17 protein-coding genes and 1 pseudogene are annotated in these 19,775 nt (G+C 67.8%); all 18 read left to right on the forward strand.

Going from position 1 to position 19,775, the window contains the following annotated elements:
• A partial coding sequence (gene flhF / locus N5E02_RS15415) for a flagellar biosynthesis protein FlhF (RefSeq protein ID WP_279946458.1) occupies positions 1–1,294 on the forward strand: 1,294 nt, incomplete at its 5' end.
• Positions 1,281–2,168, forward strand: coding sequence for a P-loop NTPase (locus N5E02_RS15420; RefSeq protein WP_279946459.1), 888 nt, complete (start codon positions 1,281–1,283; stop codon positions 2,166–2,168). The genes flhF and N5E02_RS15420, both read left to right, overlap by 14 nt.
• A complete protein-coding gene (locus N5E02_RS15425; protein WP_053498623.1) occupies positions 2,165–2,908 on the forward strand; it encodes an RNA polymerase sigma factor FliA in 744 nt (247 codons plus the stop codon). The genes N5E02_RS15420 and N5E02_RS15425 overlap by 4 nt, the downstream gene beginning before the upstream one ends.
• 57 nt (positions 2,909–2,965) lie before the next feature.
• Positions 2,966–3,358, forward strand: coding sequence for a chemotaxis response regulator CheY (gene cheY, locus N5E02_RS15430; RefSeq protein WP_005413247.1), 393 nt, complete (start codon positions 2,966–2,968; stop codon positions 3,356–3,358).
• Complete coding sequence (locus N5E02_RS15435; protein WP_005416422.1) at positions 3,358–3,963, forward strand: protein phosphatase CheZ; 606 nt, start codon at positions 3,358–3,360, stop codon at positions 3,961–3,963. Before cheY ends, N5E02_RS15435 begins: the two co-directional genes overlap by 1 nt.
• Before the next feature lie 2 nt (positions 3,964–3,965).
• The gene (locus tag N5E02_RS15440; protein WP_164229460.1) at positions 3,966–5,825 is read left to right on the forward strand and encodes a chemotaxis protein CheA; all 1,860 of its coding nucleotides are present in this window, start codon (positions 3,966–3,968) and stop codon (positions 5,823–5,825) included.
• A gap of 90 nt (positions 5,826–5,915) precedes the next feature.
• Complete coding sequence (locus N5E02_RS15445; protein WP_049413360.1) at positions 5,916–6,656, forward strand: flagellar motor protein; 741 nt, start codon at positions 5,916–5,918, stop codon at positions 6,654–6,656.
• A gap of 1 nt (position 6,657) precedes the next feature.
• A pseudogene (gene motD / locus N5E02_RS15450) lies at positions 6,658–7,524 on the forward strand (flagellar motor protein MotD); the annotation flags it as partial.
• 145 nt (positions 7,525–7,669) lie between these two features.
• Positions 7,670–8,452: a ParA family protein gene (locus N5E02_RS15455; protein ID WP_262090546.1), complete on the forward strand. Its 783-nt coding sequence runs from the start codon at positions 7,670–7,672 to the stop codon at positions 8,450–8,452.
• Complete coding sequence (locus N5E02_RS15460; RefSeq protein ID WP_164093473.1) at positions 8,449–9,702, forward strand: chemotaxis protein CheW; 1,254 nt, start codon at positions 8,449–8,451, stop codon at positions 9,700–9,702. Before N5E02_RS15455 ends, N5E02_RS15460 begins: the two co-directional genes overlap by 4 nt.
• Positions 9,703–9,991: 289 nt before the next feature.
• Positions 9,992–10,300 (forward strand): STAS domain-containing protein, encoded by a 309-nt coding sequence (locus N5E02_RS15465; protein ID WP_065184917.1) that lies wholly within the window; start codon positions 9,992–9,994, stop codon positions 10,298–10,300.
• Positions 10,297–10,662 (forward strand): response regulator, encoded by a 366-nt coding sequence (locus tag N5E02_RS15470; protein WP_005409521.1) that lies wholly within the window; start codon positions 10,297–10,299, stop codon positions 10,660–10,662. The genes N5E02_RS15465 and N5E02_RS15470 overlap by 4 nt, the downstream gene beginning before the upstream one ends.
• A gap of 45 nt (positions 10,663–10,707) precedes the next feature.
• A complete protein-coding gene (locus N5E02_RS15475; protein ID WP_139727049.1) occupies positions 10,708–12,696 on the forward strand; it encodes a chemotaxis protein CheA in 1,989 nt (662 codons plus the stop codon).
• 371 nt (positions 12,697–13,067) lie between these two features.
• A complete protein-coding gene (locus N5E02_RS15480; protein ID WP_139727048.1) occupies positions 13,068–15,317 on the forward strand; it encodes a methyl-accepting chemotaxis protein in 2,250 nt (749 codons plus the stop codon).
• Positions 15,318–15,491: 174 nt separating this feature from the next.
• Entirely contained in the window at positions 15,492–16,265 is a 774-nt protein-coding gene (locus N5E02_RS15485) for a flagellar brake protein (RefSeq protein WP_005416413.1), read from the forward strand.
• Positions 16,266–16,444: 179 nt separating this feature from the next.
• Positions 16,445–16,936: a chemotaxis protein CheW gene (locus N5E02_RS15490; RefSeq protein ID WP_005416412.1), complete on the forward strand. Its 492-nt coding sequence runs from the start codon at positions 16,445–16,447 to the stop codon at positions 16,934–16,936.
• A gap of 136 nt (positions 16,937–17,072) precedes the next feature.
• Positions 17,073–17,456 carry a hypothetical protein gene (locus tag N5E02_RS15495; RefSeq protein WP_005416411.1) on the forward strand — a complete coding sequence of 128 codons (384 nt, stop codon included), beginning with the start codon at positions 17,073–17,075 and terminating at the stop codon, positions 17,454–17,456.
• Between the two features lie 101 nt (positions 17,457–17,557).
• Positions 17,558–19,775: methyl-accepting chemotaxis protein (locus tag N5E02_RS15500; RefSeq protein WP_279946460.1), on the forward strand; the 2,218-nt coding region annotated here is incomplete at its 3' end.

Raw genomic sequence — 19,775 nt, forward strand, 5'->3', positions numbered from 1 at the left:
CGCTACCGGCCGCACCCTGGACAGCGCCGACGAGATCGTGCCGACCCGCGGCAGCACCGGCTTCGCCGCCACGCTGGCACGCGCCGCCGTCAATGAGCCGGCGCTGCCGGACCAGATCTTCGCCCCGTTCGCCGAAGCCATCGTCGCACCGGCACCCGCCAGCGCCACGCCGGCCAACCGCGCCCGGTTCCAGATCGATCCGCCGCACCAGGCACATCACGAAAGCGTGGCGCCGGCGGTGCAGCCGCCGCCGCTGCCGACCGCAGCCCTGTCTGAAACGCAGCCGGAGGTCGCCGTCAGCGAACCGGCGTTGGCCGATGCCACCGTCGAAGCCGCGCCGACGCCGACGCTCGCCCCAGCCCCGGTGCTGACTGTGGTCGCCCAGGACGACGCCGAGATCCGCCAGCTGCGCCAGGAAGTGGCCGGCATGCGCCAGGTGATCGAGCGCGAAATGAACCGCTTCACCGACGAGCGCCTGCGCGGCTGCCCGGTGCGCGCCACCGCGCTGGACCTGATGGACGAGTACGGCTTCGATGCTGGCCTGGCCCGCGACGTCGCCATGCAGATTCCGCTGGAGACCGAGGCGCACCGAGGCCGCGGCCTGATGCTGGGGCTGATCTCGCGCAAGCTGCCGATTGCCCCGGTCGACCCGCTGGAGGAAGGCGGCGTGATCGCGCTGGTGGGCCCGACCGGCGCCGGCAAGACCACCACCATCGCCAAGCTGGCCTCGCGGTTCGCCGAGAGGCACGCGCCGCGTGACGTCGCCCTGGTCACCACCGACACCACCCGCATCGGCGCCCGCGAGCAGCTGTATGGCTACGGCCGGCAGCTCGGCATCGCCGTCCACGAGGCCAACAGCGGCACCGACCTGGACCAGCTGCTGGAACGCCTGAAGGACTACAAGCTGGTACTGATCGACACCGCCGGGCTGGGCCCGCGCGACCGCGCGCTGGCCGCCCAGCTGCAGTGGCTGCGCGCCGCCCGCCAGGTGCGCACCCTGCTGGTGCTGCCGGCCAACACCAGCTTCGGCGACATGGACGAGGTGGTCCGCCGCTTCGGTGCCGCCAACCTGCAGGGCCTGGTGCTGAGCAAGCTGGACGAAACCGGCCGCTTCGGCAACGCCCTGTCGGTGGCCGTGGACCATGCCCTGCCGATCACCTGGGTGACCGATGGCCAGGACGTTCCGGACGACCTGCACCGGGCCAGTGCGGCCAATCTCGTACTTCGCCTTGAAGATTTGCGCCGAGCGGCCGATATGCCCTGCAACCCGGAGTTGAACCATGCCGTCGCGTGAGTACGCCAAGCTGACCAAGACCTTCCCGCTGTCGGCCACCCGCAGCGAGCCGCTCGGCCCTGTGCGCACCATCGCCGTGACCGGCGGCAAGGGCGGCGTGGGCAAGACCAACGTGTCGGCCAACCTGGCCGTGGCGCTGGCCGGCATGGGCAAGCGCACGCTGCTGCTGGACGCCGACCTCGGCCTGGCCAACATCGACGTGATCCTGGGCTTGAACCCCACCTTTACGCTGGCCGACCTGGTTGCCGGCCGCTGCTCGCTGGACGATGTCATCGTCGAAGGCCCGAACGGCGTGCTGGTGGTCCCGGCCGCGTCCGGCCGCCGGCACATGGCCGAGCTGGCCCCGGCCGAGCACGTCGGCCTGGTCAACGTGTTCTCCGAGCTGGAGCGCGAGCTGGACATCATGGTGGTGGACACCGCCACGGGCATCACCGACGGCGTGCTGACCTTCTGCCAGGCCGCGCAGGACACCGTGGTGGTGGTCTGTGACGAGCCGGCTTCAATCACCGACGCCTACGCGCTGATCAAGGTGCTGTCGCGTGAACGGCGCGTGGACCGCGTCCAGGTGGTGGCCAACATGGTGCGCGACCCCAACGAGGGCCGCGTGCTGTACGAGAAGCTGACCCGCGTCTGCGAGAAGTTCCTCGCCGATGTCTCGCTGAACTACCTGGGCTGCGTGCCGCAGGATGACTGGCTGCGCCTGTCGGTGCAGCGCCAGCAGCCGGTGGTGAAGGCCTACCCGTCCAGCCCGTCCGCACTGGCGATCACCGAGATCGCGCGCCGCACGGCCCGCTGGCAGGCGCCGACCGAACCACGCGGCGGCGTCGAGTTCTTCCTCGAACGCATCCTCAAGCAGCGCGGGGTGGCGGCATGAAAGGCGCGGCCCAGTACAGGGAAGTCCAGCGCTCGGCGGCCAACGACGTCATCGCCCAGCACTCGGACCTGGTGCGGCGCATCGCCCACCATCTGGCCGCGCGCCTGCCGGCCAGCGTCGAAGTCGACGACCTGATCCAGGCGGGCATGATGGGCCTGATCGAGGCTTCGCGCAGCTACGACGCCGACCAGGGCGCCTCGTTCGAGACCTATGCCTCGATCCGTATCCGTGGCTCGATGATTGACGAGATCCGTCGTGGCGACTGGGTGCCGCGCTCGGTGCACCGCCGTGCACGCGATGCTGCGGCCACCATCCGCCGCCTGGAACAGAGCAGCGGCCGAGCCGCCAGCGCCACCGAAGTGGCCGCCGCGATGGAGATGCCACTGCCCGAGTACCTGCGCCTGATGGAAGACGCCGCGCGTGGCCAGGTGCTGAGCCTGGAGTCGCGCATCGAGGACCAGGGCGAGCTGGACACGGTCGCCCAGGGTGGCCCGACCCCGCAGCAGGTACTGGAGCGCAGCGAGTTCGGCCGCGAGCTGGGCAAGGCCATCGGCCATCTGCCCGAGCGCGAACAGCTGGTGCTCTCGCTCTACTACGAGCAGGAACTCAACCTGAAGGAGATCGGCGCGGTGCTCGGCGTGAGCGAGTCGCGGGTCTGCCAGATCCACGGCCAGGCCGTGCTGCGCCTGCGCGGCCGGCTGAAGGTATTCGAGGCCGTCGACGCCGGCCTCGAAGAATGAACATCCCCGAGGCAGCTGCCCCCGGCCGCCCGGAATGAACAACAAAGGAACTCTGCTTTGAACAAGAACATGCGCATCCTGATCGTGGACGACTTCTCGACCATGCGTCGCATCGTCAAGAACCTGCTGGGCGATCTGGGCTTCACCAACACCGCCGAAGCCGAGGACGGGCATGCCGCGCTGTCGCTGCTGCAGAGCCAGCCGTTCGATTTCGTGGTCACCGACTGGAACATGCCGGTAATGACCGGCATCGAGCTGCTCAAGGCGATTCGTGCCGACGCCAAGCTGAAGACCCTGCCGGTGCTGATGGTCACCGCCGAAGCCAAGCGCGAGCAGATCATCGAAGCGGCCCAGAACGGCGTGAACGGCTACATCATCAAGCCGTTCACCGCGCAGACGCTGGAAGAGAAGCTCGGCAAGATCTTCGAACGCCTGGCGGCCAGTGCCTGATGGATACCACGGTCGACAGGAATGCCCTCGCCCTGCGCCTGCAGGAAGCACTGGACGCACTGGAGTCCGGTGACGAAACCGCCTGGCGGCAACGCATCGACGGACTGGTCGCGCTGCGCACGCAGCCGATGATGAGCGGCCTCTCGCGGCTGGCCCGCGAGCTCGGGCAGGCCCTGGGTGAACTGCCGACCGTGCCCAGCGAGGCCGGCGAACTGGACGATGCCTGCGCACGCCTGGACCACGTGGTGGCGATGACCGAACAGGCGACGCACCGCACCCTGGACCTGGCCGAGGAATGCCGCAGCCTGACCGAACAGCTGCGCGCCGAAGGCCTGCAGCCGGGCCAGGATGCACAGCTCGAGCGCATCCGCCACAACCTCACCGAGATCGCCCTGACCCAGAGCTACCAGGACCTGACGGGGCAGATCATCCGTCGCGTGGTCGGCATCGTCCGCCGTGTGCATGAGGGCTTCGGCGCGCTCGGCCTGCCGCCGGAACAGCATCGCACCGATCCGGAACTGGCCGGGCCGGCACTGAAGGGACTGGACCGCCACGCGGTCTCGCAGAACGACGCCGACGACCTGCTGTCGGACCTGGGGCTGTAAGCATGAGCGCGGTATCCGACGACATCACTGCCGATTTCATCATCGAGGCGCAGGAAATCCTGGATCGCCTGGGCGAACAGCTGGTGTCGCTGGAGCAGGCACCACAGGACACCGAGCAACTCAACGCGGTGTTCCGGGGCTACCACACGCTCAAGGGCGGCGCCGGCTTCCTCGGCGTCACCGCCATGGTCGAGTTGTGCCACGCCGCCGAAGAAGCGCTGGGCATCGCGCGCGCGGGCCAGGCCGTGCTGCAGGCCCATCACTTCGATGCCGCCCAGCAATCGCTGGACTACCTGCAAGCGATGCTGGATGCAGTTTCCTCCGGCACCGAGCCGGGCTATGCGCCGCCGGAGCTGATCGCCCAGTTCGACATGCATGGCGGTGCCCTGGCTGCACCCGCCGCCGCAGCAGCTCCCGCTGCGGGTGGCAGCGACCTGATCACCGACGACGAGTTCGAGGCCCTGCTCGACCAGCTGCACGGCGGCAACGCACCGACTGCGGTGGCGCCGGCAAGGAAGGCCGACGACGGCCTGATCAGCGAAGACGAGTTCGAAGCCCTGCTCGACCAGCTGCACGGTGGCGCCGCACCCGGCGCCAAGCCCATCGCTGCGGCAGCGCCCGCACCGATCGCGGCACCACGCCCACTGGCCGCACCAGCCGCACCGGCACCTGCAGCGGCGACCAAGCCGGCCGCCAAGCCGCTGGCCGAAGCCGAACACACCGTGCGCGTGGACACCAAGCGCCTGGACGCGATCGTCAATCTGATCGGCGAACTGGTGCTGTCACGCAACCGGCTCAAGACGCTGCGTGCGCGCCTGCGCGACGAGGAACTGGACCGCGCCGTGTCCACCCTGGACATCGCCACCGCGCGCCTGCAGTCGGCGGTGATGCGTACCCGCATGCAGCCGGTAGGCAAGGTCTTCTCGCGCTTCCCAAAGGTCGCCCGAGACGTTGCCCGCTCGCTGAAGAAGGAAGTGGACCTGGAGCTGATCGGCGCCGAGACCGAGCTCGACCGCAACCTGGTCGAAGCGCTGGCCGACCCGCTGGTGCACCTGGTCCGCAACGCCATCGACCATGGCGTGGAAATGCCCGACCTGCGCGAAGCACAGGGCAAGCCGCGGATGGGCCATGTACGCCTGTCGGCCCAGCAGGAAGGCGACTACGTCAGCATCGAAGTGCAGGACGATGGCGCCGGCATCGACCCGGAAAAGCTGCGCGCGAAGGCACGCGAGAAGGGCCTGATCGATCCGGAGGCCGCCGCCCGCCTGAGCAGCGAGGAGTGCCTGCACCTGGTGTTCCTGCCCGGCTTCTCGACCAAGCAGCAGGTCACGGATATCTCCGGCCGCGGCGTTGGCATGGACGTGGTGCAGTCGCGCATCCGCGAACTGAGTGGCCAGATCCAGATCCAGTCGGAGCTGGGCCGCGGCAGCCGCTTCCTGATCCGCGTGCCGCTCACCCTGGCGATCCTGCCGACCCTGCTGGTGCAGGCCGGCGAAGACGTCTATGCGCTGCCGCTGGCGCGCGTGATGGAAGTGCTGCACGCACCGCGCACCTCGCTGGGCTGGTTCGATGGCCGCGCCGTGCTCGACCGCCGTTCGCACACGCTGCCACTGGTCGATCTGCGCCAGTGGCTGGATGTGACGCCCGCCGCGTCGACACTGCTGACGATCGTGGTGCTGCAGGCCGGCGAAGCGCGCTTCGGCCTGGTCGTGGACCAGGTCCGTGGGCGCGAGGAAGTGGTCATCAAGCCACTGCCGAAAGCCCTGCGCGGCCTGCGCGGTTACGCAGGTGCAACCCTGATCGGCGATGGTCGCATGGCGCTGATCCTGGATGTGGACGGCCTGCGCAGCCCGCACGACTGACCCGCTTGCTGAACCCGTAAAACCGTGAAGTCGCACCAGTAGCCCGTACCGGTGTCTCAAGTCCCATTCATACAAGCCGATACCGGATCCATGGATAGACTCAGCCTCATTGGACTCTTTCTCGCCCTGGCCTCGCTGGTCGGCGGCAGCATCCTCAAGGGCGCCGGCCTGGCGTCGCTGTGGTCGCCTGCGGCGTTCGTGATCGTCATCGTCGGCACCGTCGCCGCGATCCTGCTGCACACCTCGCCGGCGGTGTTCAAGCACGCGTTCAGCATCGTGCGCTGGGTCGTGCGTCCACCGCACAGCGACCGCCGCGAGCTGATCCAGCAGATCGTCGAGTGGAGCAACATCGCCCGCCGCCAGGGCCTGCTGGGCCTGGAATCGCAGGTGGAAGCACAGCAGGACCCGTTCCTGCGCAAGGGCCTGCAGCTACTGGTGGACGGCGTCGAGCCCGAATCCATGCGGCACATGCTGGAAATCGAACTGGGCAGCCAAGAGCACCAGGACCAGGCCGGCGCCAAGGTGTTCGAGGCGATGGGCATCTATGCACCGACGCTCGGCATCATCGGTGCCGTGCTGGGCCTGATCGCGGTGATGAAGAACCTGGCCGACCCGAGCAAGCTCGGCCACGGCATCGCCGCCGCGTTCACCGCCACCATCTACGGCATCGCTTCGGCCAACCTGCTGTTCCTGCCGATCGCCGCCAAGCTCAAGAGTGTGATCTCGCACAACACGCGCGACCGCGAGATGGTCATCGAAGGCCTGATCTCGATCGCCCAGGGCGAGAACCCGCGCAACATCGAAACCAACCTCTCCGGCTTCCTGCACTGACATGGCCCGCCGCAAGCACCACGAAGAGCACGCCAACCACGAAGCATGGGCGATCCCCTATGCCGACCTGATGACGCTGCTGCTCGCCTTCTTCGTGGTCATGTACGCGATCTCCTCGGTGAACGAGGGCAAGTACCGGATCATGGCCGACGCGCTGACCGATGCCTTCGGTGGCGCACCGCGCACCATCAACCCGGTGCAGGTGGGCAACAAGCAGGTGCAGGGCGGCGGCTGGGACAGCCCCTCGGTGATCAAGTCCGGCACCAAGATCGGTCCCTCCGCGCCGGCGCCCTCGCACGACCCGACCCTGCTGCCGTCGATGGCCTCGCAGATGCGCATGCCGGTGTCGGTGCACAACCAGGAGCAGATCGCCCGTGCCGAGCGCCAGCTCAACACGATTGCCGATCGCCTCACCGCCGCACTGGCGCCGCTGATCGACCGCGGCATGATCAGCGTGCGCCGCACCGAACTGTGGATCGAAGTCGAGATCAACAGCGACATCCTGTTCCCCACCGGCTCGGCCGCGCTTGACGTGCATGCGCGGCAGACCCTGGCCAGCCTGGCCGAGGTGCTGCGCGACGTGCCCAACAGCGTGCGCGTGGAAGGCCACACCGACAACGTGCCGATCGCCACCGCCACTTTCCCGTCGAACTGGGAACTGTCGGCCGGGCGCGCCGCCAGCGTAGTGCACCTGTTCGCCGACCAGGGCGTGCAGCCGTCGCGGCTGGCGATGGTCGGCTATGGCCAGTTCCGCCCGCGCGAAGAGAACGACAGCGCGCAGGGCCGCAACCGCAACCGCCGGGTGATGGTCATCATCCTGGCCGACACGTCGCACTCGGTGGATCCGCTCGGCCAGCGCCTGAACGCAGCCACCGACAGCACCGTCACCGAACAGGCCGCCGCAACTCCGGCCAGCGCCCCCACCTCCCCCATCGCACCGGTGAAGTTGCCGCCGGTGCCGGCTGGCAGCCGCGTCGGCGCCGCCGTTCCCCCGGCAATGAAGGAGTAATCCGATGCGCATCTGGGCAGTCGCCAACCAGAAGGGCGGAGTCGGCAAGACCACCACCACCCTCGCCCTCGGCCGCGGCCTGGCCGCGCTCGGCCATCGCGTGCTGCTGATCGACCTCGATCCGCATGCCTCGCTCAGCCGCGCCTTCGGCGTGCCGGTGGACCCGCCGCCGGCCGGCGTACTGGAGCTGTTCGGCACACCGCCGGCGGACCTGTCCAGCCTGTGCCATGCCAGCAACATCCAGGGCCTGGACTACGTCTGCGCACAGTCGGCGCTGGCCACGCTGGAACGCCGCAGCGCCAACCAGCCCGGCCTCGGCCTGGCCCTGCAGAACGCGCTGGCGCGCCACCAGGGCCAGCACGACTACATCCTGCTGGACTGCGCACCCACCCTCGGCCTGCTGATGATCAACGCACTGGCTGCCGCCGATCGCCTGATCATCCCGACCCAGGCCGAGCCCCTGGCCCTGCACGGCCTGGATGGCATGGTCCGCACCGGCGAGATGGTCGAGCGTTCGCGCCGCCGCCCGCTGCCGATCTCGATCCTGCCGACCCTGTTCGACCGACGCACCCGCGCCGGCAACGAGTCGCTGCGCACCATGCAGGACCGCCATGGCAGCCGCGTGTGGGAAGACGCCATTCCGATCGATACCCGCATCAGCAACGCCGCCGGGCTGACCCTGCCGAGCGCCGGCGAGGACTACCCGGGCCGTGGCCTGGCCGCCTACCGGCGCGCCTTGAACTGGATCCTCGGCGAGGATGCCCGCGCCCTGGAGCAGGCCGCATGAACAGCACCGGCATCCTCGACGATTACCTGGACGAACTGCTGGGCGAAGCGATGGTCGCGCCGCCGCCTGCCGTGCCGCCGCCCGCAGGCGCCGGGCCAGGCCCGGCGATCGAAGCAGTCGCCGAACGCGAACCGACCTGGGACGACCTGCCGGCCGAAGTGATCTACGAAACCGAAACCATCGCCGCCACGCCGAGCGGGGACAGCGCTGCGCTGGAAGCCGCCTTCGAGAGCGCCGCACCACCCACGCGCGAACCCACCTGGGATGACCTGCCCGCCGAGGTGATCTACGAAACAGAATCCGTCGCCGCCGCGCAAAGCCGGGACGACGCAGCACTGGAAGCGGCCTTCGAGAGCGCTGCCGCTTCCGGTAGCGCTGGGCAGGGTCCGGCGGGAGAAGCGGTTTCCGAACGCGAGCCGACCTGGGATGACCTGCCTGAGGAAGTCATCCACGAAACCGCGCCGGCACCCGCCGTCGTTGCAAACGCCGGTCCGGAACCTACCTGGGACGACCTGCCGGACGAGGTGATCTACGAGACCGATCCGGCCGACAGCCATCGCCTCGCCCACACCGACAGCCCCGGCCTGCAGGCCGCGTTCGAAGCGGCCGCCGGTGGCGAAGACGTAGTCACGCCACCGCCCGCCGTGGTCGCAGCTCCGGTGGCCCCGACGGTTGCACCTGCAGCCCCGGCCGCGCGCACCGCCACTCCGCCGCCGCGCGCCGCCGTCGATGCCCCGGCAGGCAACCGTCCCGGCACCTGGCAGGAGCTGCAGGCGCAGGCCCACCAACCGGCTCGCAGCCCGCATCCGCAGAACCGACGCGCCGGCGAACGCACTTCGCGCTGGCTGCGCCTTCGTTGCGGCACCCAGGCCTATGCGCTGGAACTGCTGAAGGTGCAGGAAGTGGTGCTGCCGGTGCCGCTGCTGCCACTGCGTGGCACTGCAGCGGCCATGCTCGGCATCATGAACCTGCGCGGCCAGGTGGTACCGGTGATGGATCTGGGCCTGCACCTTGGCGCCGCGGCCGCCGAAGACGACGCACAGACCCGCATCGTGGTCCTGGAGGAGGACGGCGAGACCATCGGCCTGCGCGTGTCAGCGGTCGAAGATGTCGCCAACCTCACCGATTCGCAGATCGAACCGCCCGATACCGCGCGCATCTGCCAGATCTCAAACGACCTGTTCCGCGGCGTGGCCCGGGTCAGCCAGCGGCCGATGATCCTGCTCGACGCCACCCGACTGTTGAGCTGAGCCGCCAAGAAAAAGGGGACGGAGGGGATTAAGTCGCGACTGACCCGGCGCTTTGCGCCGAAGGGGTGCCTGTCGGGGACGCAAGGAGTTGATCCGTTGGATCAACACCTTACGTCCCCACTGCGCGGTCGCCGTTGCCGAGGGAGCTGCAGTAGAGCCAGGTCGATTGCGACTTAATTCCCTCCGTCCCCTTTTAAGCAGCGACCGCATCGACGTACCGCGTCGATTCTTCTAAAGAACCCCACCGGGGTGCCGTTATGGATCACGGAACCGTTTGTCCGGAGCAACGATGAGCACTGTCGAACTGGGTGGGGATCTCGGCATCGAGAGCACTACCGAGCTCAAGAACCGCCTCGCCCCACTCGTGGACCAGGCTGGCGAGCTGACCCTGGATGCCAGCCAGGTCGCCCGCATCCACACGGCCGCCGTGCAGGTGCTGTGTGCGTTCGTGCAGGCCCGCCGCGAGGCAGGCCTGGGCACCGGCTTCCACGGTTGCACTGCAACCTTCAGTGACGCCGCGCGCCTGCTGGGCGTCACCCAGGCCCTGGGCCTGGACGTAACCCATGACAACCTGAAATCTGTGGAGAACGCTGCATGAGCGCACGTATCTTGGTGGTGGACGATTCGGCGTCGATGCGCCAGATGGTGTCCTTCGCCCTCACCTCGGCCGGTTTTGCCGTCGAAGAAGCTGAAGACGGCGCGGTCGCGCTCGGTCGTGCCAAGGGCCAGCGCTTCAATGCGGTGGTGACCGACGTCAACATGCCGAACATGGACGGCATCGCGCTGATCCGCGAACTGCGCCAGCTGCCGGACTACAAGTTCACCCCGCTGCTGATGCTGACCACCGAATCGGCCGCCGACAAGAAGTCCGAAGGCAAGGCCGCCGGTGCCACCGGCTGGCTGGTCAAGCCGTTCAATCCCGAACAGCTGGTCGCCACCGTGCAGAAAGTGCTGGGCTGATCGCCCGGCGCCGCTCCCCCTCTTCGCTTCCGGATCACCACTGCCATGAGCATGGACCTGCAACGCTTCCACGCCACCTTCTTCGAGGAGAGCCGCGAAGGCCTCGATGCGATGGAGGCTGGCCTGCTGGCCCTGGAATCGGGGCAGCAGGACGCGGAGATCATCAATTCGGTGTTCCGCGCCGCCCACTCGATCAAGGGCGGCGCCGGCACCTTCGGCTTCGACGCGATCGCCGGCCTGACCCACGTGCTGGAAACGCTGCTCGATGAGCTGCGCGCCGGCAAGCGGGCCCTGGAAGGCCACGCCGTCGACGCCATGCTGTCCTCGGTGGACGTGCTGCGCGCCCTGCTGCGCGAAGCCGAACACGGCCAGGCTGCCGATCCGGCTGCAGTCGCTGCGGTGAAGGCGCGCCTGGAAGCGGTTCTTTCCGGCCAGGCCGCAGCGAGCGCCCCGTCGGCCGCCGCAGCCAAGGTGGACGATACGCCGGAAGCCTGGCAGATCGGTTTCACTCCGGCGCCGTCGCTGTTCATGAGCGGCAACGATCCGCTTCGCATCATCCGCGAACTGGAACACCTCGGTTCGCTGCAGGTCGCCGCGCGCATGGAGCGCCTGCCGGGCTTCGCCCAGCTTGATCCGCTCGAAGCGCATCTTGCGTGGGACCTGGGCCTGGTTGGCAAGGTGCCGCGCAGCAAGATCGAAGACACCTTCGCCTGGGTGCTGGACGATTGCGAGCTGGACATCCGTCCCGCCGCGCCGCCGAGCCTGGCCACCCAGGCGCCGGCCGCAGCGGCTCCCGCTCCGGTCGCAGCGGCCCCGTCTGCACCTGCCACGCCTGCTGCCAACGGTGGTGCCAGCCAGGAAGCGGAAACCTCGATCCGCGTCAGCGTCGACAAGGTCGATGCGCTGATCAACCTGGTTGGCGAACTGGTCATCACCCAGGCCATGCTCAAGCAGGTCTCGCACGCACTGGACCCGGTCCACGCCGAGAGCCTGTTCGCTGGCCTGGACCAGCTTGAACGCAACACCCGCGACCTGCAGGAAGCGGTGATCGGCGTGCGCATGCTGCCCGTCGATGCGGTGTTCCGTCGCTTCCCGCGCCTGGTTCGTGACCTGTCCAGCCGCCTCGGCAAGCAGGTGCGCCTGCGCACCGTCGGCGAAGGCACCGAACTGGACAAGGGCCTGATCGAAAAGATCGCCGATCCGCTGGTGCACCTGGTGCGCAACTCGATCGACCACGGCCTGGAAATGCCCGACGTCCGCCGCGGTGCGGGCAAGGACGAGACCGGCACGATCACGCTGGCAGCTTCGCATCAGGGCGGCCATATCGTCATCGAAGTCAGCGACGACGGTCGCGGCCTGGACCGCGCCAAGATCCTGGCCAAGGCTCACGAACGCGGCCTGGCCGTGCCGGACAACCCGACCGATTCGCAGGTCTGGGACCTGATCTTCCAACCTGGCTTCTCCACGGCCGATGCGGTCACCGACCTGTCCGGGCGTGGCGTCGGCATGGACGTGGTCCGCCGCAACATCCAGGCACTGGGCGGCGAGGTGCAGATCGAAAGCAGCCTCGGTATCGGCACCCGCACGCTGATCCGCCTGCCGCTGACCCTGGCCATCCTCGATGGCATGACGGTGGCCGTGGCCGGCGAAACCCTGATCCTGCCGCTTGCCTATGTGCTTGAGGCGTTGCAGCCGCAGCCCGAGGATATCCGCAGCATGGCCGGCGAAGGCCGCGTGCTGCGCGTGCGCGGCGAGTACCTGCCGATCCTGTCGTTGAGCGAGTACTACGGCTACGGCAACCGCGCACCGGGCAGCGAATCGCTGGTGGTGGTGGTGGAAGGCGATGGCCAGAAAATCGCGCTGGAAGTGGACGAACTGGTCGGCCAGCAGCAGGTGGTGGTGAAGAACATCGAGAACAACTACCGCCGTATCGGCGGGGTGTCCGGTGCCACCATCCTTGGCGACGGCCGCGTCGCGTTGATCGTCGACATCGGCGGACTGGTGCGCTCGCTGCGGATGCCGCAGGCCGCCTGATCCACGCCGCATGCGGGTCATGGACCGCCGCCCTTCGGGGCGGCGGTTTTGTTTGTGTGCTCCATTCCAGCCGGGGTCAGATCCCTTTTCAGGGAAAAGGGATCTGACCCCATCCCTTCTGTGAACTCCGTCGAGGCGATGGTTTCGCGCGCAACCACGTCATCCGAGCGCAAGCCCCGCCAGACCAGCACTTTCGCGCCGTCATCCCTACGCAACCGAATGTGATCTGCGTCCATAAAGTCCGCGCGGACGGCGCCGTTATTTCGCTTTGACGGTCGTCACCGAACCCCACCGGGCACCCCCGTTCGCTCTGCAACCACCCCCAAACCGGCGCACAGACGCCGGCACTCTGCCCACCTGGAGCACCCTGCATGAAGTGGTTCCAAGATCTGCCCATCGCCCGCAAGCTGGCCGTGGGGTTCACCCTCACCACCCTGATGACCCTGATCCTCGGCGCCTTCGCACTGCTGCGCCTGAGCGAGGCCAACGCGCAGTTGCGCGACATGGCTGGCAACGATATCCCCTCGGTCCAGCATCTGGGCGAGGCACGCTCGCAGCTGGGCGAGTTCCGCACCTACGAACTGGCCCAGCTGAGCATGCTCGACCAGCCGGACAAGGTCGCCGACTACAACAAGCGCATGGACGACACCGCCAAGGCCGTGCATGACGAGTTGGCGGCGTACGCGGCGCTGCCGGCGCTGGACAAGGAGCGTGAACTGTATCGCGCGGCCAGCGCGCAGCTGGATCGCTACTTCGCCGCAAACAAGGCGATGCGCGACGCCGTGGCCGCCGATGATGGCGCACAGGCCCAGCAGATCTCCGACGAGCAGTCGCGCCCGGCGCGTCGCGACCTCTTCGCTGCAATGAAGGCACTGGGAACCCACATCGCCGGCCAGATGGACGGCAAGATTGCCGACGCCAACGCCACCCACCGCACCAGCATGATTGCCATCATCGGCTGCATCGTGCTGCTGTCGCTGGTCGCTGCCGCGCTGGCCATCGTCATCTCGCGGGCAGTGACCGGCCCACTCGGCAAGGCCGTGCATGCCATCCAGGCCGTTGCCCGCGGTGATCTCAGCGTCAGCACCCAGGCCACCAGCAAGGATGAAGCCGGCAGGATGCTCGCTGCCACCGCCGAGATGACGGCGATGCTGCGACGCTTCAGCGAGCAGACACAGCTGATGGCACAGATGCACGCTGGCCCGGACATCAGCCATCGCATCCCGGAAGATTTCCCGGGTGTCTACGGCCAGCTGGCCAACGGCATCAACACGGTGATCTTCGAACACCTCGATGCGATCGTCGATGCCATTGAAGTACTCAACCAGTACGCCATCGGCAATCTGAGCCCGGATGCACGCCGCCTGCCCGGCAGCCGCGCGATCCTGCACGAATCCATGGACGCGGCCAAGGCCAGCCTGCTGGCCATCAATTCGCAGATCCAGCACCTGGCTGCGGCGGCCGCCGCCGGTGACTTCAGCCAGCGCGGCGACGCACAGCGGTTCCAGCACGACTTCAAGCTGATGATCGAGCACCTCAACACCATGATGCAGGTGGCTGACGGCAACCTGGGCCAGCTCTCGCAGCTGCTGCAGTCGATCGCCACCGGCGACCTGACCGCACGCATGGAAGGCCAGTTCAATGGCGTGTTCGCCCGCATGCGCGACGATGCCAACGCCACGGTCGCGCAGCTGACCCAGATCGTCGGCCAGATCCAGGCCAGCGCTTCCAGCATCACCCTGGCCGCCGGCGAGATCGCCTCGGGCAACAGCGACCTGTCACGCCGCACCGAGCAGCAGGCCGCCAACCTGGAGGAAACCGCGGCCTCGATGGAGGAACTGACCTCCACCGTGCGCCAGAACGCCGAGCACGCCCGCCAGGCCAACCAGCTCGCCATCGGCGCCCATGGCGTCGCCTCGCAGGGCGGCGAGGTCGTCGGCCAGGTGGTCACCACCATGTCGGCCATCGAAGCCTCGTCGAAGAAGATCGCCGAGATCATCAGCGTCATCGACGGCATTGCGTTCCAGACCAACATCCTGGCGCTGAATGCCGCCGTGGAAGCCGCGCGTGCCGGTGAACAGGGCCGCGGCTTCGCCGTGGTTGCCAGTGAAGTGCGCACCCTCGCCCAGCGCTCGGCCGCTGCCGCCAAGGAGATCAAGGGCCTGATCGACGACTCGGTCGGCAAGGTCGCCGAGGGCTCCAGCCTGGTGCACCAGGCCGGCAGCACCATGGGCGAGATCGTCGCCTCGGTGCAGCGTGTGACCGACATCATGGCCGAGATTTCCGCCGCCTCGCAGGAACAGAGCGCGGGCATCGAGCAGGTCAACCAGACCGTGGTACAGATGGACGAGACCACCCAGCAGAACGCCGCACTGGTGGAGGAAGCCACCGCTGCCGCACGTGCGATGGAGGACCAGGCCGTGCAGCTGGGTGAAGCCGTGGCCCGCTTCCGGCTGGCATCGCACGGCACGACGGCCACTCCGGCACGCCCGCTGGCGGCACCGGTACCGCGCCAGGTCGCCGCCGCCGCACCGGCGGCAAGAACGGTCCCGGCACGTGCGCTGCGCACCGCGACAGCCCAGCCGGCACTGGCTGCGGACGGCGACTGGCAGGAGTTCTGACAGAACCACGGGGTCAGACCCCTTTCCTGCGGGAAAGGGATCTGACCCCTTACGCGTGGCCCCTCACGCGCTGAAAGTGATGCAAATCTCACTTCATAATCCGGTGCAGAGGCCGATATCCCCATCGAGCCTCGCACCAACGCGTGCTGGCGCCCGCCCCTGACCGTAGATTCCATGTCCGACGGCAACGACACTGCAGTGCATGATGTCCACGCGGCCGACGCCGCTGACGAGCGCTTCCTGGTCCGCAACCCGCGCCAGCTGCGGCAGCTGCTGCGCTCGCTGATCGACCAGCGATCACTGATCAACGCGCACATCGACGGCCGTGACCGTTCGTTCCCCACTGCGCTGCTCGACCTCGACGAGGACGAGGACTACCTGCTGCTCGATGGCAGCCCGCAGGAAGCCTCCAACCGCGCCGCCGAGCAGGCCGATCACCTGCTGTGCTTCGCCCAGCTCGAACGGGTGCTGGTGCGTTTCCGCCTGCACGAACTGCAGCGCGTGGACAACGACGGCCACGTGGCCTTCCGCGCTCCGCTTCCGGAAGAACTGGTGCACCTGCAGCGCCGCGAGCTGTATCGGCTGGAGACCCCGGTCACCGACTCACCGCAGCTGCTGCTGCCCCCCGGCGAAGCGCGCGCCGAAGCGTTGTCGATGCGCGTGGTGGACATCAGTGGCGGTGGCCTGGCCGTGGTGGTTCCCAATGACTGCGCGGTGTTCGGCCTGCAGAAGCGCTATCCGGCGCAGCTGTCCCTGCCCGACGGTCCCGACCTGGACATCGCGCTGGTGGTCTGCAACCTGTTGCCGCAGCGCCAGCCCAACGGCATCGAGGTCAAGCGCGTGGGCATGCGCTTCGACAGCCTGCCGCGCGGCGCCGACAGCGCCATCCAGCGCTACATCTTCCGCATCGACCGCCAACGCAAGGCACGCCGCAACGGCGAGCTCTGAGGCCGCCCGACCGGTAGTGCCGGCCGATGGCCGGCAACCCTGGAACGCATGCCGGGGTCAGATCCCTTTTCCCTTAAAAGGGATCTGACCCCATCCACTGCCCGGGCACCTAAAGTCCCCCCCAGCGGGGCCGATATCGAGCCTGACACCGGGACTTCCGGCAGAACCAGGACCCCTCGATGAACGACAAGACCAGCTCCGCCGCCAGCACCGGTGGCGAATTCCTCAGCTTCACCCTTGGTGACGAGCACTACGGCGTGGACATCCTCAAGGTGCAGGAAATCCGTGGCTACGACGCGGTTACCCGCGTGCCGGATGCCCCGGACTACATCAAGGGTGTGATCAACCTGCGTGGCACCATCGTCCCGGTGATCGACCTGCGCCTGAAGCTGCGCCTGGACAACGCCCGCTACGACGCCTTCACCGTGATGATCGTGCTGAACGTCGAAGACCGCGTGGTCGGCATCGTCGTCGACAGCGTCTCCGACGTGATCCCGCTGTCGGCCGAGCAGATCCGACCGACCCCGGAATTCGGTGCCGCCGTCGATACCCGCTTCATCTCCGGCATCGGTACCCACGACGATCGCATGCTGATCCTCCTGGACATCGAGACCCTGCTCGACAGCGCCGACATGGGCCAGGCCAGCCTCACCGAAGACGTCGCCGCCTGAGTAAACGGAACTGCTTCACGTTCCGGTCACAAAACCCTTCAGTTCCCCCCGGCGATGCCGATAGGGGGACAGAAGCCGGCCGCGCAGGAGCGCGCAGGGCCGGCCCGACCGTTACCATCCCCGGAGATACCCCTCGATGAAGTCCCTGCTTGCGTTCGTTTCGGCCGCTGTCCTGGCCACCACCGCCGCCTCCGCTTTCGCCCAGTCGGCTGACATGATCCCGCCGGAACTGGCCCCGCGTTCGGTCGGCAAGGACGGCATGGTCTGTGGCAAGGTTGAAAAGGCCCGCTACGCAGAAGGTTCCGAAGGCCAGCCGACCTTCCTGTACATGGGCGGCGCCTTCCCGCGCCACACCTTCTCGGCCCGCATCGCCGGCGAGAACCGCGGCAAGTTCTCCTTCCCGCTGGAAACCCTGGAAGGCAAGACCGTCTGCGTGATCGGCAAGATCCAGCGCGACGCCTCGCGCGCGGAAATCGAAGTCAGCTCGCCGGCTGGGCTGAAGCTGGCCAACATCAAGTAATCCGCTGTCCGTCGAACCACGCCGGACCTGGTGCCGGCGTGGTTTCTGCTGCAACCGGGCCCGATGCCCGGGCGCGTCTGCCTTAGGAGCTCGCAACGCCCATGCCGTGGATCAACAACCTGAAACTGATGCCGAAGCTGCTGCTGACCTTCGGCGTCCTCCTGCTGGTGATGCTGCTGCAGGGCATCGTCGCCTATCGCGGCCTGCATTCGCTGAACAACGTCACCACCGAGCTGGCCGGTTCACGCATGGAAAGCATCCGCCTCGCCGGCGAGATGCGCGGCATGCTGGGCGAGTACCGCAATGCCGCCTACCAGCAGTTGATCCGCGCCAGCGACGACGTCAAGGCCGATGCGCGCAAGCAGGCCGTCGACCTGCGCACCAGCATGGACAAGTCGATCAAGGACTATCCGAAGCTGGTCGACAACGCACAACAGAAGAAGCTGTTCGACACCTTCGCCAAGGAATGGAAGGATGCGCTGGCGTCCTATGACAGCGTCACCGAGATGCTGGAACTTGACCTGCCAGACGATGCCATCGATACCTTCGTCGGCGAAACCCGTACCAAGCACCGCAAGGCTGCATCGGCGCTGGAAGCGCTGATCGCCGAAGACAACCGCCTCGCCCGCGCCTCGCGCGAAGAGGCCGCCTCCACCTATTCCGCCTCGGCCGTGCTGACCGTGATCGCCCTGCTGGGTGGCGCCGCACTCGGCCTGGTGCTGGTGTGGCTGTTCGCCCGCGCACTGGTCGGCAGCGTGCGTGGCGCCGTCTCGGTCGCCAACGACGTCGCCGGTGGCAAGCTCGATGGTCATATCGACGTCAGCCGCCAGGACGAAGTGGGCGAACTGATGCAGGCCATGCAGCGCATGCAGCGCGACCTCCGCGAGCGCATCGAGACCGACCAGGCCGTGGCCCGCGAGAATCTGCGCATCCGTACCGCGCTGGACTACAGCTCGACCGGCGTGTACCTGACCGACACCAGCAACACCATCGTCTACAGCAACCGCGCCCTGCAGCAGACCCTGAGCCAGTACCAGGACGAAGTTCGCCGCGACCTGCCGGACTTCGATGCCCAGGCCTCGCTGATCGGCAAGCCGGTCACCGTGCTTGAACACCGCGGCGAGATGGACCAGACCCTGCTGGGTAACCTGAAGGCACACGGCGTCGCCCGTCGCCCGATGCAGTATGGCGATGCCCAGTTCGCCCAGGTGGTCTCGACCATCCGCAATGAAGGCGGCGACACCGTCGGCTACGTGGTGGAATGGCGCGACCGTACCCAGGAAGCGCAGGTCGAAGCCGAAGTGGCCCGCGTGATCGCCCAGGCTGCCGCCGGCGACCTGTCCGGCCGCATCGACGCGACCGACAAGGAAGGCTTCTTCCTGCAGCTGGCCCAGCAGATCAACGGCCTGCTGGATGCCAACGCTGGCAGCATCGAACAGATCTCCGGCCTGCTTGCGGCACTGTCGCAGGGTGACCTGACCGTGCGCATGCACGGCGACTACCAGGGCGTGTTCGCCCGCATGCGTGACGATGCCAACGCCACCGCCGCGCAGCTGAGCGAGATCGTCACCCGCATCAAGCAGTCCAGCCGCGCGATCAGTTCGGCCGCCGGCGAGATCGCCTCGGGCAACAGCGACCTGTCGCGCCGCACCGAGCAGCAGGCTGCCAACCTCGAGGAAACCGCGGCCTCGATGGAGGAACTGACCTCCACCGTGCGCCAGAACGCCGAGCACGCCCGCCAGGCCAACCAGCTCGCCATCGGCGCGCATGGCGTCGCCTCGCAGGGTGGCGAGGTCGTCGGCCAGGTGGTCACCACCATGTCCGCCATCGAAGCCTCGTCGAAGAAGATCGCCGAGATCATCAGCGTCATCGACGGCATTGCGTTCCAGACCAACATCCTGGCACTGAACGCCGCCGTGGAAGCCGCGCGTGCCGGTGAACAGGGCCGCGGCTTTGCCGTGGTTGCCAGCGAAGTGCGCACCCTCGCCCAGCGCTCGGCCGCCGCCGCCAAGGAGATCAAGGGCCTGATCGACGACTCGGTCGGCAAGGTCAACGATGGCTCGGCGCTGGTGCACAAGGCCGGCGCCACCATGGGCGAGATTGTCGCCTCGGTGCAGCGCGTGACCGACATCATGGCCGAGATCTCCGCCGCCTCGCAGGAACAGTCGGCCGGCATCGAGCAGGTCAACCAGACCGTGGTGCAGATGGACGAAACCACCCAGCAGAATGCCGCGCTGGTGGAGGAAGCCACCGCTGCCGCACGTGCGATGGAAGAACAGGCCGGCCATCTCAGCGAAGCGGTGTCGATCTTCGTGGTCG

Origin of the sequence: Stenotrophomonas sp. GD03777 (assembly GCF_029842485.1) — a bacterium.
Taxonomy (GTDB): Bacteria; Pseudomonadota; Gammaproteobacteria; order Xanthomonadales; family Xanthomonadaceae; genus Stenotrophomonas; species Stenotrophomonas sepilia.